Annotated in this window: 15 protein-coding genes and 1 pseudogene; 7 read left to right on the top strand and 9 right to left on the bottom strand. The window is 58.3% G+C overall.

All coding sequences use genetic code 11. The features are described 5' to 3' along the window. Both F0169_RS25440 and F0169_RS25445 read left to right on the top strand, forming a co-directional pair. Window positions 1-526: scabin-related ADP-ribosyltransferase (locus F0169_RS25440; RefSeq protein WP_425274322.1), on the top strand; the 526-nt coding region annotated here is incomplete at its 5' end. Window position 527: 1 nt separating this feature from the next. Beyond that, entirely contained in the window at window positions 528-941 is a 414-nt protein-coding gene (locus tag F0169_RS25445) for a hypothetical protein (protein ID WP_152747957.1), read from the top strand. 245 nt (window positions 942-1,186) lie between these two features. On the opposite strand, the gene hemB is transcribed toward F0169_RS25445, so the two are convergent. From hemB to F0169_RS25460, 3 genes are all read right to left on the bottom strand, one after another. Then, window positions 1,187-2,161 carry a porphobilinogen synthase gene (gene hemB / locus F0169_RS25450; protein WP_058414960.1) on the bottom strand — a complete coding sequence of 325 codons (975 nt, stop codon included), beginning with the start codon at window positions 2,159-2,161 and terminating at the stop codon, window positions 1,187-1,189. Window positions 2,162-2,291: 130 nt separating this feature from the next. Next, window positions 2,292-3,134 (bottom strand): PhzF family phenazine biosynthesis protein, encoded by an 843-nt coding sequence (locus tag F0169_RS25455; RefSeq protein ID WP_152747958.1) that lies wholly within the window; start codon window positions 3,132-3,134, stop codon window positions 2,292-2,294. A gap of 3 nt (window positions 3,135-3,137) precedes the next feature. Next, on the bottom strand, window positions 3,138-3,836 hold the full coding sequence (locus F0169_RS25460; protein WP_152747959.1) for a glutathione S-transferase N-terminal domain-containing protein: 699 nt from the start codon (window positions 3,834-3,836) through the stop codon (window positions 3,138-3,140). 253 nt (window positions 3,837-4,089) lie between these two features. On the opposite strand from F0169_RS25460, the gene F0169_RS25465 reads away from it, so the two are divergent. Further along, window positions 4,090-4,791: a histidine phosphatase family protein gene (locus F0169_RS25465; protein ID WP_152747960.1), complete on the top strand. Its 702-nt coding sequence runs from the start codon at window positions 4,090-4,092 to the stop codon at window positions 4,789-4,791. Window positions 4,792-4,850: 59 nt separating this feature from the next. Further along, window positions 4,851-5,906 (top strand): permease, encoded by a 1,056-nt coding sequence (locus F0169_RS25470; protein ID WP_152747961.1) that lies wholly within the window; start codon window positions 4,851-4,853, stop codon window positions 5,904-5,906. A 118-nt stretch (window positions 5,907-6,024) separates the two neighbouring features. Here F0169_RS25470 and mnmH read toward each other — a convergent pair whose 3' ends face one another. From mnmH to F0169_RS25490, 4 genes are all read right to left on the bottom strand, one after another. Beyond that, a complete protein-coding gene (mnmH, locus tag F0169_RS25475) occupies window positions 6,025-7,128 on the bottom strand; it encodes a tRNA 2-selenouridine(34) synthase MnmH (RefSeq protein ID WP_152747962.1) in 1,104 nt (367 codons plus the stop codon). Next, window positions 7,128-8,162, bottom strand: coding sequence for a selenide, water dikinase SelD (selD, locus tag F0169_RS25480; protein ID WP_152747963.1), 1,035 nt, complete (start codon window positions 8,160-8,162; stop codon window positions 7,128-7,130). Before selD ends, mnmH begins: the two co-directional genes overlap by 1 nt. Window positions 8,163-8,257: 95 nt before the next feature. After that, a complete protein-coding gene (locus F0169_RS25485) occupies window positions 8,258-9,007 on the bottom strand; it encodes a TerC family protein (RefSeq protein WP_058414967.1) in 750 nt (249 codons plus the stop codon). 28 nt (window positions 9,008-9,035) lie between these two features. Next, window positions 9,036-9,287, bottom strand: a complete 252-nt coding sequence (locus tag F0169_RS25490) for a hypothetical protein (RefSeq protein ID WP_152747964.1) — start codon at window positions 9,285-9,287, stop codon at window positions 9,036-9,038. Between the two features lie 134 nt (window positions 9,288-9,421). On the opposite strand from F0169_RS25490, the gene nhaR reads away from it, so the two are divergent. Continuing rightward, on the top strand, window positions 9,422-10,324 hold the full coding sequence (nhaR, locus tag F0169_RS25495) for a transcriptional activator NhaR (RefSeq protein WP_152747965.1): 903 nt from the start codon (window positions 9,422-9,424) through the stop codon (window positions 10,322-10,324). Window positions 10,325-10,385: 61 nt separating this feature from the next. On the opposite strand, the pseudogene F0169_RS25500 reads toward nhaR, so the two are convergent. Continuing rightward, a pseudogene (locus F0169_RS25500) lies at window positions 10,386-10,526 on the bottom strand (MFS transporter); the annotation flags it as partial. A 213-nt stretch (window positions 10,527-10,739) separates the two neighbouring features. Between F0169_RS25500 and sstT the strand changes: the two are divergent. Further along, window positions 10,740-11,960 carry a serine/threonine transporter SstT gene (sstT, locus tag F0169_RS25505; protein ID WP_152747966.1) on the top strand — a complete coding sequence of 407 codons (1,221 nt, stop codon included), beginning with the start codon at window positions 10,740-10,742 and terminating at the stop codon, window positions 11,958-11,960. A gap of 80 nt (window positions 11,961-12,040) precedes the next feature. Here the strand turns inward: sstT and F0169_RS25510 are convergent, their stop codons facing one another. Next, window positions 12,041-12,550: a DUF1993 domain-containing protein gene (locus tag F0169_RS25510; RefSeq protein WP_058414971.1), complete on the bottom strand. Its 510-nt coding sequence runs from the start codon at window positions 12,548-12,550 to the stop codon at window positions 12,041-12,043. Window positions 12,551-12,665: 115 nt separating this feature from the next. Between F0169_RS25510 and F0169_RS25515 the strand changes: the two genes are divergently transcribed. Next, on the top strand, window positions 12,666-13,319 hold the full coding sequence (locus F0169_RS25515) for a YceH family protein (protein ID WP_152747967.1): 654 nt from the start codon (window positions 12,666-12,668) through the stop codon (window positions 13,317-13,319). Window positions 13,320-13,462 lie beyond the last annotated feature (143 nt).

A 13,462-nucleotide genomic window follows, 5' to 3' on the forward strand; every position in this document is an offset into this window, starting at 1 on the left:
TACGGGGTGGGTTGATCCGCTCGGTTTGAACACATGTCCAGGGGCGGATGGGTGTAAGCCCGTAGCTAAGGTTGATGAACCTTCGACTAAAGCAAACGTTCACAAAAATGAACCTGAGCCACCAACGACAAATGAGGAGGAGGACTATCTATTCAGGGGAGATAGAAAACACCCAGATGAAATTTTCAAGCATGGCTTCAAGAGCAAAGGAGAAAGCAATGACCTCTACTTGCATGCTCTAAACAGCAACGATCCGCCGAGCAACTTCATAAGCACCTCACCGTCGAGGCTCACTGCGGCAGATTTTGCAACTGGTTACGGTACAAGAGGAGGTTATCTATACGTTCTAAAAAGTATTCCTGGACATGACGTCAATTTAGAACTCGGCAAGATGACCCCCTTTTCAAACGAAAAAGAATTTGCAGTGCACCACAAAATACACCCGGAGGACATTTTAGGCATGACACCTTTAAAACCTGATGGAAGCTATGTAGGGCATTCGATTCCAAACCCGAACAGGAAATAGAATGGACACGCAGAAAATAAAGGTAATTATTGAAAATCAAGTGACGGAAGTGACAGTGAAATATGATGTCGAAAGCCTTGTGATGACATTTTCCGAGGCTGATAACTTCAAGAAATTTTATCAAGGAAAGGATATTTACGCTTGCCTGGCTAAAGTCAGGGCAGATTTCCCTCATATAAAATTCCTCTGCAAGGGGGCAAAAATAAATGTAATGCCTTCAAGAATGGCCTCTCAGATGAGTGCAGGGCTGGTCGCATATGAAATGGCATTAGGTAAACCAGCTTCGCGAAACGACATAGTTAATATATTTGACCACGAGGAAAACAACCTAACAAACAACCCGCAAGAACAGGTTAATTTCTTCAAAGAGTGGCTAGCATCATTGAATGCAGAGAACTATGAAAAATTTAATTAGCTTGCTTTTAAAACAGATTCCACATCATCAAAAAAGTATACATTAAGTCCCATGCGGCCTACACGACTGCTATAGGAGTACCGTACGCCGAACTTCTGCATGATTTTGCTTATACAGAAAGCAACCTCACCGACAATACACAAGAGCCACAAGACTCCCGCCGACACTGGGCTGAATCAGTGTAGGTGCAGCTCGATACACCCCGTGACGAGCACACTCGCTCGCCACAGTATTACGCGTCGGTATCAGATCCCCGCCAGCGCCAAATCCATCGCAAAATACGTAAAGATCAAATCCGCACCGGCGCGCTTGATCGAACCCAGCGTCTCACGCACTACTCGATCTTCATCAATTGCACCGGCCTGGGCGCCAAATTTGATCATCGCGTATTCGCCGCTGACCTGGTAAGCGGCCACCGGCAGGCGCGAGGCTTCGCGGATGTCGCGGATGATGTCGAGGTAGGCGCCCGCGGGTTTGACCATCAGCGCGTCGGCGCCTTCCTGTTCGTCCAGCAGCGATTCGCGCACGGCTTCGCGGCGGTTCATCGGGTTCATCTGGTAGCTTTTGCGGTCGCCTTTGAGCGCGCTGCCGCCGGCTTCGCGGAATGGGCCATAGAGCGCCGAGGCGAATTTGGTCGAGTAGGCCATGATCGGAATATGCGTGAAGCCGGCGTCATCCAGGGCGCGGCGAATGGCCTGGACCTGGCCGTCCATTGCTGCCGACGGCGCAATAACGTCAGCCCCGGCGCGAGCGGCGGCCACTGCTTGCTTGCCGAGGTTAACCAGGGTCGCGTCGTTATCGACATGGGCTCCGTGCATCACGCCGCAGTGGCCGTGGTCGGTGTATTCACAGAAGCAGGTATCGGACATTACGATCATTTCCGGCACCGCGTCCTTGATGATCGAAGACATGCGCGAGACCAGACCGCGTTCCTTCCATGTGTCGCTGCCGTTGGCGTCGAGGTGATGGGACACGCCGAAGGTCATGACGGATTTGATCCCGGCACGGGCATACCGCTCGATCTCGGCCGCCAATTTTTTCTCAGGGATGCGCTGCACGCCGGGCATGCTGGTGATCGGCACGAAGTCGTCGATTTCTTCTTCGACGAAAATCGGCAGCACCAGGTCGTTGAGGGTGAATTCGCTTTCCTGGAACAAGCCACGCAGCTCCGGGGAGCGGCGCAGGCGACGTGGGCGGGCTTGGGGGAACTGGCTGGTCATGGCTTTCCTGATTTTGAGGCTAAATAGCTAAGGCAAAAATCTTTGGGGCAAAAGCTTATGCCCCTTGCCCCGGCAGCACAAATGCCAAGGGGCCAATAGTGTATTGCGCGGCCCGTAACAATTGATTGATCTAGAGCTGTAAACGCCCTTCGATGCACACCGCCACCGCGCCGCCGATCCAAATGTCGTCGCCCTGGCGCTCCACACGAATGCGCCCTGCGCGCCCGATCGCCGTGCCCTGGCTGACTACGTAAACCTGGGGCGCGAGGCCTTCACCCAGCAACCATTGGGCGACGCCAGCATTCAGGCTGCCAGTGGCCGGGTCTTCCTGAGCGCCGTCACCGGCGATAAAGGCGCGCACTTCGAAGTGCGCGTGCACAGCGTCGCGCGTCGGGTCACAGGGGGCGATAACGCCTACCGCCAAACCGTGTAACTGCGAATAGTCCGGCTCCAAGCCGAGAACCTGGTCGCGATCAGCCAGCATCACCGCCAGCCAACCCGCACCATTATCGACCCATTGGCTGCGCACAATGGCCTCGGGGGCCAAGCCCAGCGCCAGGCACACGCGCGCAAGCAACGGCGCCTCTACTGAACCTGTTCGCAATAACGGCGGCGCAATAAACGCCAGCTCATCGCCTTCGCGACGGATGCGCACCAGGCCAATGTCGCACTCCTGAATGATCTCTTCTCCTTGCGCAAGGCCACCCGCTTGCAGCCAGGCGTGGCAACTGCCCAGCGTCGGGTGCCCGGCGAACGGCAGTTCTTTGAGCGTGGTGAAAATTCTCACCCTATAGTCAGCGCGTGGGTCGCGTGGCGTCAGTAAAAACGTGGTTTCGCTGAGATTGGTCCAGTTGGCGAAGTCGGCCATTTGCTGATCGGTCAGGCTGTCGGCACCGAGCACCACCGCCAGCGGGTTGCCTTTAAGCGCGACGCGGCTGAACACATCCAGTTGTTTAAAATCGAACGTTGGCATGCGTCAGCTCGGAATGTTAAGGCCGCGGATCACCGCAGGGCGTGCGACAAAGCCGTCCAGCGCGCGCAGCACGTTAGGAAAGTCAGCGATGCCAACCAAGTCGCCGGACTCGTAGAAACCGATCAGGTTGCGGACCCACGGGAAGGTGGCGATGTCGGCGATGCTGTAGTCGTCGCCCATGATCCAGGTGCGGCCCAGCAGGCGTTTTTCCAGTACACCGAGTAAACGTCGGGACTCGGCCGCATAGCGATCACGCGGGCGTTTATCCGGGTAATCCTTGCCGGCAAATTTATTGAAGAATCCGAGTTGACCGAACATCGGGCCGATACCGGCCATCTGAAACATCAGCCATTGCAGGGTTTCATAACGCGTGGTCGGGTCTTCGGACAACAACTGGCTGGTTTTTTCCGCCAGGTAAATAAGGATAGCGCCGGACTCGAACAACGCCAGCGGCTGCCCGCTCGGGCCATTGGGGTCGATGATTGCGGGGATTTTGTTGTTGGGGTTCAGCGACAAAAACTCCGGCGACAGTTGGTCCTGTGTCTCGAAGCTGACCTTGTGCGCCTCATACGGCAGGCCAAGCTCTTCGAGCATGATCGAGACTTTTAAACCGTTGGGCGTAGGTAGCGAGTACAGTTGCAAGCGCTCCGGGTGCTGCGCAGGCCATTTGCTATGAATTGGGAAGGCGGCGATTGCGTTCATCGGGAAATACCTGGGCATAAAGCTCCCATGATAGTCATGTGTCCGCCGTCCTGCATGGGTCATCAATACGCAACATAGCTGCGCTAGTCTCCCGCGCAGGCGAACCAAAGAGCCTGAACACACTCTTAAGTGCGCCATTACGGTGAAAGGAGACACCCTGTTACACCGACACGGAAAACCACAGGACGCCGGATGCGTCACTGGGGCCGGGCTTGTCAGCCCTAATCCGATGCACTGAAGACTCGAACCCACAATGACAATCAAGCCTCTGTGCCTTGCGCAACGTCTTAAACGATATTCATACGTCATGCTGCCGCTGCTCTTGGCGGGCGGCGCCGTCGGTCTGACACTTGAGTCGCGCATCAGCAGCGCCGAGCCGGTGGACGGCGTACAAACGTTGGTATTCCTGCGCCACGGCGAAAAACCCGTAGGCGGTCTTGGCCAGCTCAACTGCCAGGGCCTGAACCGCGCGATGAACCTGGCCACCGTGCTGCCGGAAAAATTCGGCAAGGCCAACTATGTATTTGCCGCCAACCCGACACGCAATGTCGAGGAAGGTGAGCACGACAACTCCTACAGCTACATTCGGCCACTGATGACCATCAGCCCCAGCGCCATCAAGCTCGGCCTGCCGGTAAACATCAAATTCTCCGCCAACGACACCAGCGCCCTCGCCGACGAGTTGGTCGAAGACAAGTACCACAACTCGATTATCTACACCGCCTGGTCCCACGGCTACTTGCCGGAGCTAATCAACAAAGTGGCCAGTGAAGCCTCGGGTGAGAAACAACGTATTACTAAAGATTGGTCGGGCAGTGATTACGACACCCTCTACGTACTGAAATTGACCTGGCACAACGGCAAGGCGTCGCTGCTGAGCCGCAACTACACACAAGGCCTGAATAACGGCCAGCAAACCTGCCCGGATGCGACCCAGATCAGCGCGGACATCTGAAGCCTGAGCGACACACGCGTATGATGCTGCGCTATTGACTCATTCTGCGGATCAGCATCATGCCCAACCTCATCTCCACCCAGCCCAACCGGGGCTGGTCTTTCTGGTACAAACCCGCGCTATTCCTGCTGGTCGCCTGCATTGGCCTCTACTATGTGAAGTGGTCGCCCTACTACCTCAAGGCCTTCGTGGCGGCGGATAACCACAGCATCGGCGCCTCGATTCTGAATGACCAGCAAACTGCCCCGCTGGCGGCAGCGCTGGCCTATGCCCAAGTGTATTTCCTGGCGATCTGGAAGGCCGCCGTGTTGGCGGTAATTCTGGGTTCGTTGCTGCAAGTATTGATCCCACGTGACTGGCTGTTGCGCCTGTTTGGCCGTGCCGGTTTGGGCTCGACGCTGCGCGGCGGGCTGTTCGCCTTGCCGGGCATGATGTGCAGTTGCTGCGCAGCCCCGGTAGCGGCGGGCATGCGCCGCCAGCACGTGTCGGTGGGCGCGGCACTGGCGTTCTGGATCGCCAACCCGGTATTGAACCCGGCGACCTTGGTGTTCATGGGCTTTGTGCTGGGCTGGGGCTTTACCGCGTTACGGCTGGTCGCGGGGGTTGTGCTGGTGGTCGGCGTGTCCTTGGTGGCGCAGCGGATTGCCCGACCCGACCAAGTGCCCGAAGCCGCATTGGACGCGGTGGCCGATGTCAGCCAAGTCGAGTCGCAACCGTTCCTGAGCCGCTGGTTGCGCACCTTGTGGCAGTTGTTCTGGAGCACGATCCCAATTTATATCGTCGCCGTGCTGGTATTGGGCGCGGCGCGGGTCTGGCTGTTCCCTCATATCGATGGCGCCATGGCCGACAGCCTGGTGTGGCTGGTGCCGCTGGCAATCGTCGGCACGCTGTTCGTAATTCCTACAGCCGCCGAGATTCCTATTGTACAAACCATGATGGCCTTGGGCATGGGCACCGGCCCGGCCGTGGCCTTGTTGATGACCCTGCCCAGCGTGAGCCTGCCGTCACTGCTGATGCTGCGCAAGGATTTCGATGCGCGGGTGCTGGTGACGGTGGCCGGGCTGACCATGCTGGTTGGCGTGGTGTGCGGGTTGATTGGCGCGGTTCTTCTTTAGTTAGTTGATGCGGCTGATGGCCCTTTCGCGAGCAAGCCCGCTCCCACAGTTTGACCTTATTCACCGATCAAACTGTGGGAGCGGGCTTGCTCGCGAAGAGGCCATCAGCCACACCCTATCAACCTCGCCTGGCCACGCGCTCGCGCAGGTACTCAACCACCGCCCCCTGCTCTCCCGCAAACTCGACCCGTACGCCTTTGCTTTCACGCTGGAAGGCGTACATCGGGTCGTAATACTCACGCAGCAGCCCTTCGATCCACACTCGGTGCAAGTCCACAGCGCCACTGCGGGCCTGTTCCGCCAAGGCATCCTGCAGGAGCGTCTGCAACCGCTGGAAGCGCTCGCCGCCAAGGCGCTTGTGGATATTCGCCAGGCTCTGGGTCAGACGCTCGGCAAACAGCGCCCAACCGTTTTCGCCAAATACTTGAATGAACTCGGCGCAGAGGTCGACCACGTAATCGCGCAGAATTCGTTCGACGCGGCCTTCGACACTGTCTTCCAGCCACACCATCGTAAACATCTGCATGCCCTGATGCAGCGGCAATGGCAGCGCACAACTGCCGATCATCCGGCTCTCGTCCTCGACCACAAACTGCTCGATACCGGCCGCGCGCTTTTTCAGCAGGTCTACCGCCAGGCGGTTCTCGAAGTCGATGTTGGACGGTTGCGCCGTGGCGCGTTTGCCAAAGCTGGAACCGCGGTGGTTGGCATGCCCTTCCAGGTCGAGGGCGTTGCGTAACTGGTTGAGTACCTCGGTCTTGCCGGTGCCGGTCATGCCGCCCAGCAAGACAAAATCACACTCCGCAGTCGCCTGCTCCACCGTGTTCAGCAAGAAGTTGCGCATGGCCTTGTAGCCACCGCCGACGCGCGGATAGTCAATGCCCGCCTCGGTTTTCAGCCATTGCTGAACGATCTGCGAGCGCATTCCGCCGCGAAAGCAGTACAGGTGCCCGTCGGGGTTGGCTTTGGCGAACTGCGCCCACTGTTCGATACGTTCAGCCTTGATCGCGCCCGACACCAGTTCATGCCCGAGCACGATGGCGGCTTGCTGGCCCTGCTGCTTGTAGCAAGTGCCGACGCGCTGGCGCTCGATGTCGGTCATCAGCGGCAGATTGATCACCCCGGGAAACGCGCCCTTGATGAATTCGATGGGCGCGCGGGTATCCATCATCGGCCGATCGTTGAGGAAAATATCGCGGTAGTCGGTGATGTCAGTTGCCATCAAAACACCTCTACCGCGTGGGTCTGTCGCTCAACCAGTGCGCCGATCGGCGCAAGGTGCAGGCCCAATTCGACGGCCACCGAGTGGAATTCGGCGTCGCCCTCCGGGGTCACGGCAATCAACAAGCCACCGCTGGTTTGCGGGTCGCACAGCACGCGCTTGTGCAATTCCTGCAAACGCCCCAGTTTGCTCGAATAGCTGTCGAAGTTGCGCAAGGTGCCACCGGGCATGCAGCCCTGATCCAGGTAGTCCTCCACCCCAGGCAGGCGTGGGACTTTTTCGTACTCGATGCGCGCGGTGAGACCACTGCCGTCGGCCATTTCCACCAAATGGCCCAACAAACCGAAACCGGTGACATCGGTCATGGCGGTCACACCGGCCAGTTTGCCGAAACGGCTGCCGGGTTTGTTCAGCGTACACATCCAGTCACGGGCCAGGCCGATGTCTGCCTCGCGCAACTTGCCCTTCTTTTCGGCCGTGGTGAGGATGCCGATGCCCAGCGGTTTGGTGAGGTACAAATGGCAGCCGGCAGTGGCGGTGTCGTTACGTTTCATGTGGCGCTTGTGCACGATGCCGGTCACGGCCAGGCCAAAGATCGGCTCCGGTGCATCAATCGAATGGCCACCCGCCAGCGGGATACCCGCGGCGTCGCAGACCGCGCGGCCGCCACGGATTACTTCACGGGCAATCTCCGGCGCCAATACATTCACCGGCCAGCCGAGAATCGCAATGGCCATCAACGGGTCGCCGCCCATGGCGTAGATGTCGCTGATGGCATTGGTAGCGGCAATGCGGCCGAAGTCGAAAGGATCATCGACAATCGGCATGAAAAAATCAGTGGTGGAAACGACGCCGCGCTCGTCGTCGATAGCGTAAACCGCGGCATCGTCCCGCGAGGCATTACCCACCCACAAGTTGGGGTCGAGGTTTTGCGCGCCGCTGCCGGCCAGGATTACTTCCAGTACCTGCGGTGAAATCTTGCAGCCGCATCCCGCGCCGTGGCTGTACTGGGTAAGGCGAATCGGCTCGTTCATGGGTGGACCTCAAGGTAACTAGTGGGCGGATTCTATCAGACAGCAAAAAGCCGGCTGGGCTCTTAAGCGCTCAGCCGGCTTTTAGGTGCAGACGCTTACTGCCGGGCGGCGAGCAAACGCTTGTGGCGGTTGCGCCGTGCGATGTTCAGGCACTCGATCGCCGCCGAGAACGCCATGGCCGCGTACACATAGCCTTTTGGCACATGGGCGCCGAAGCCTTCGGCGATCAACGTCATGCCGATCATGATGAGGAAGCCCAGGGCCAGCATCACCACCGTCGGGTTGTCGTTGATGAACTTGGCCAGCGGCTCAGCCGCCACCAGCATCACGATCACCGAGGTCACTACCGCAATAATCATGATCGGCAAGTGCTCAGTCATGCCCACTGCCGTGATGATGCTGTCGATGGAGAACACCAGGTCGAGCAACAAAATCTGGCCAATCGCCGCTGCGAATCCGATGGACACTGCAGCACCGGCACTGTTCTTCTCCTCAGGTTCCGGGTCCATGCTGTGGTGGATTTCGGTCGTCGCCTTCCACACCAGGAACAAGCCACCGGCGATCAGGATCATGTCCTTCCACGAAAACGCTTGGCCAAACACTTCAAATACCGGGGTGGTCAACTGCACGATAAACGCGATGGTGCTCAACAGCCCGAGGCGCAATATCAACGCCATGCTGATACCAATACGCCGCGCTTTGGCCCGATGCTTCTCCGGCAATTTGTTGGTGAGAATCGAGATAAAGATCAGGTTATCGATGCCCAGCACGATTTCCATCACGATCAAGGTGGCCAAAGCGATCCAGGCGGTTGGGCTGGCGGCCAGTTGTACAAGGTAATCCATAGGTCAGTCCTGAGGTTGTGCCGGGAAGTTAGGCTTCTTTGCTGTTTGATTCAGACTCTTTTTCTTCCTGATCGTCCTGCTCTTGCGGGCTGATCAGGCCTTGCGTGGCTTCGCTCAATGCCTGTTCGGCGGCCTTGTGGGTCTCATCGATGGCTTGTTTAGCGGATTCGGTGGCCTTGCCCATCACCTGTTGCGCGCTTTTTTCAACCTGATCACAGCCGCTGATCATTACCAATGAAAGCGCAAGCAACGACGCGGCGCCCAGAGAATTGAGTTTCATGCTGTGTTCCTCGTTAGAACCATTGGGCCCAAAAAGTGGGCCCTCGATAGCGAGGCATTCTATGCAAGCGTACAGTTCAGGAAAATTCGTATTTATACGGCGTATACTTCGGTTTTTACGAAGTGTAGACCCTCATGCTCAATTATCGACAGTTGCATTACTTTTGGGTAGTGGCCAAGACCGGCAGCATCGTTCGCGCCTGTGAGCAGTTGAACCTCACGGCGCAGACCATCAGCGGGCAGATCAGCTTGCTTGAAGAGACCTTTGGTATCGCTTTGTTTCAGCGCGTCGGCCGCCAGTTGGAACTCACCGAGGCTGGGCGCCGGGCCTTGCCCTACGCCGAGCAGATGTTTCAAACCGGCAATGAGCTGGAGGCGTTGTTGCGTGCGCAGCCCGATGAACAGCAGATTCTGTTTCGCGTCGGGGTGGCCGATGTGGTGCCCAAATCGATTGTCTACCGCCTGATCGCGCCGACCATGGCGTTGAGCGAACCTATCCGCATTACCTGCCGCGAGGACAAACTCGAGCGTTTACTGGCCGATTTGGCGATTCAGCGGCTGGATTTGGTGATCTCCGACAGCCCCATGCCTACGCACTTGGACATTAAGGGTTACAGCCAGAAGCTGGGCGAATGCGGCATCAGTTTTTTCGCCACCCAAGAGTTGGCTGACAGGTATCACGGCGCTTTCCCACAGTGCTTGCAGGGTGCGCCGCTGTTGATTCCGGGGGCAGAAACGGTGGTGCACAGCCGCTTGCAGCGCTGGTTTGCCGAGCAGCAGATTCAACCGAAGATCATCGGTGAGTTCGACGACAGCGCCTTGATGCAGGCATTCGGGCAATCCGGCAGCGGCATATTTATCGCCCCCAGCGTGATCGCCGATGAGGTGGTGCGCCAGTACGCGGTGGTGCTGATGGGCCAGACCGAGGCGGTGACCGAGTCGTTCTACGCGATCTCGGTGGAGCGCAAGGTCAAGCACCCCGGCATCGTCGCGATTACCGAAGGCGCCAGGCGCGAGCTGTTCACCGCCCTGCCCTGACGGATCAGGCGCTGGCGGCGACCGGCTTGGCGGTCATCAGCAAGAGTGCCAGCAGAATCGACGCCGGAATCAAGCGTGCCAGCGCCATCACCCAGATATTCGGTGCCAATGCCGCAACCGTATTGGCCACCGCGAACATGATCAAGATGGTAATGAACAGGCGCTTGCGCTGGAACCGCGCGAAGTACGCCGTCAGGAACGGCAGCCCAAAGGGCCCGCTGACGAATAGGAAAGAGTAGAGCGTGAAATCTTAACAGAGTGTGTCTGAAGTTGGCGAAGGCCTACGGATGCGAGTGATGAAGTGTCTCGCCATATAGGACCCTTCCCACAGCCGATAGGACCTTGCGCCTGCTTCTTACAGTGCTTTCTGCCTGCAATGCTGTGCCTTACTAAAAATAACCAGAGACGACTGCTTATGACTGCCACCCCTTCACGCTTCCAGCGACTGACACGCGTCAGCCTGGTCACGCAAATCGTCATCGGCCTGATCGCCGGCATTCTGCTGGCCTTGCTGTTGCCCGAGGTAGCACGCGCCACTGACATTATGGGCGCGGTGTTTATTGGGGCGCTCAAGGCTGTGGCGCCGATTTTGGTGTTTGTGTTGGTAATGGCCTCGATCGCCAACCACAAGCATGGCCAGCAAACCCATATCAAACCGATTTTGTTGTTGTACCTGCTCGGCACGTTCTCCGCCGCCACGGTTGCGGTGGTTGCCAGCACGTTGTTCCCTTCGACGCTGGTGCTGGTCACGCAGGGCGCCATCGTCAGCGCGCCCGGCGGCATTGCCGAGGTGCTGCAAGGCCTGTTGCTAAGCGCGGTAGACAACCCGCTCAGCGCGTTGATGAATGCCAACTTTATCGGCATCCTTGCCTGGGCCATCGGTATGGGCATTGCGATTCGCCATGCCGGTGAAACCACCCGCGTCGTGTTGGGCGACCTGTCCAACGGCGTGACAGTGATCGTGCGCACAGTGATTCGCTTCGCGCCGCTGGGCATCTTTGGTCTGGTGGCCTCCACGCTGGCCACCTCAGGCTTCGGCGCGCTGCTCGGTTATGCCCACCTGCTGGTCGTGCTGATCGGCTGCATGCTGGTTGTGGCGTTGGTGATCAACCCGGCCATCGTGTTCTGCAAACTGCGCCGCAACCCTTACCCGCTAGTACTGATGTGCCTGCGCGAAAGCGGCATTACCGCTTTCTTCACGCGCAGTTCGGCGGCGAATATTCCGGTAAACCTGGCGTTGAGCAAACGCTTGGGCCTGCATGAAGACACCTATTCAGTGTCGATACCACTGGGCGCGACCATCAATATGGCCGGTGCCGCGACCACCATCACGGTACTGACCCTGGCAGCCGTAAACACCCTCGGCATCGCCGTAGACCTGCCCACCGCGGTGCTGCTCAGCGTGGTCGCAGCGGTGTGTGCCTGTGGCGTATCCGGCGTCGCCGGCGGCTCGCTGCTGCTGATTCCGCTGGCGTGCGGCCTGTTTGGCATTCCCGGCGAGATCGCCATGCAGGTGGTGGCCATCGGGTTCATCATCAGCGTGCTGCAAGACTCGGTAGAAACGGCGCTCAATTCGTCCACCGATGTGCTGTTTACCGCAGCGGCGTGCCTGGGCAAGGAAGCGCAACCTGCGTAATCATCAGGAACAAAAAAGCCCGAGGCTATTCGTCATCGAACGACCTCGGGCTTTTATGCACTTATAAAGCGGCTATTTAATTAGAACGCGCCCATGTAATCGCGCTTGCCCACTTCCACACCGTTGTGACGCAGCAAGGCGTAAGCGGTGGTGACGTGGAAGAAGAACTGCGGCAAGCCGTAGGTCAGGAGGTAGGATTGGCCGCTGAAGCGCTTCTCTTTCGGGGTGCCGGGGCGGGTGATGATCTCGATGCCTTCTTTGCCATCGACTTGCGCCGGGGTGATGGTGTCGACAAATGCCAGCACTTTGGCGATCAGCGCTTGCAGGTCGGCAAAGGTCACTTCGCTGTCTTCGTATTTGGGCACTTCGATCTCGGCCAGGCGTGCGGAAACGCCTTTAGCGAAGTCGACGGCGATCTGTACCTGGCGCACCAGTTGGAACATGTCCGGGAACAGGCGCGCTTGCAGCAAGGCGTTCGGCTCGATGTTTTTGGCGGTGGCGTGGGCTTCGGCTTTGTTCAGCACATCGCTCAGGGCGCTGAGCATCTGCTTGAAGACCGGGATGGAGGCGGCGTACAGGGAAATAGTCATGAAAGTCTCACGGTAATGGCAGGGTTGGAACCAGCCGCGATTATAGACCCGCCCGCAGCTTGTCTTTTATTTTTTCAGGATTAGGCTAGGGGGCTCACTGCATAGGGAAAGCGCGATGACCGCCGAGCACGACACCGACACCCCTGAGCCGCGCCTCAATAGCACGGAAATCCGTGTGTTGGGCTGCCTGATAGAAAAACAGGCGACCAACCCGGAAACCTATCCCCTGACCCTGAATGCCGTGGTACTGGCCTGTAACCAGAAAACCAGCCGCGAACCGGTGACGAATCTCAGCCAAGGCCAGGTCGGCCAGAGCTTGCGTGCGCTTGAAGCCCAAGGTTTTACGCGCCTGGTGATGGGCAGCCGCGCCGACCGCTGGGAACATCGCGTAGAAAAGGCGCTGGAGCTGGTACCCGCCCAAGTGATTCTGATCGGGCTGCTGTTTTTGCGCGGGCCGCAGACAGTCAACGAACTGCTGACGCGCAGCGGGCGTATGCATGATTTCGAAGATGCCGAACAGGTTGTGCACCAGCTCGAACGCCTGATTGCGCGCGGGCTGGCGCTGCTGGTGCCACGTCAAGCGGGGCAGCGTGAGGACCGTTATACGCATGCGCTGGGAGACCCTGCGGACATTGAAGTGATACTCGCAGCGCGAGGCAGCCCGGTGGAGCGTGGGGCCGGCAGTTCAGTCTCGGTGGAACGTATCGAAGAGCTGGAAGCGCGGATTGCGGCGCTGGAAGAGCGGCTGGCGCAGCTTGAACAGGGCTAAGGCTGGCTGGAATGGTATGGCGAATTTGTTGAGTACATAGCCGTTTGATAGAGCCGGAACGCCAGCCCATCTTTCAAGCCGAATGTCATCAACTGTGGGAGCGGGCTTGCTCGCGATTGCGCTGCGTCAGATAAGTATTTTTC

This window comes from Pseudomonas kitaguniensis (assembly GCF_009296165.1).
Classification (GTDB): domain Bacteria; phylum Pseudomonadota; class Gammaproteobacteria; order Pseudomonadales; family Pseudomonadaceae; genus Aquipseudomonas; species Aquipseudomonas kitaguniensis.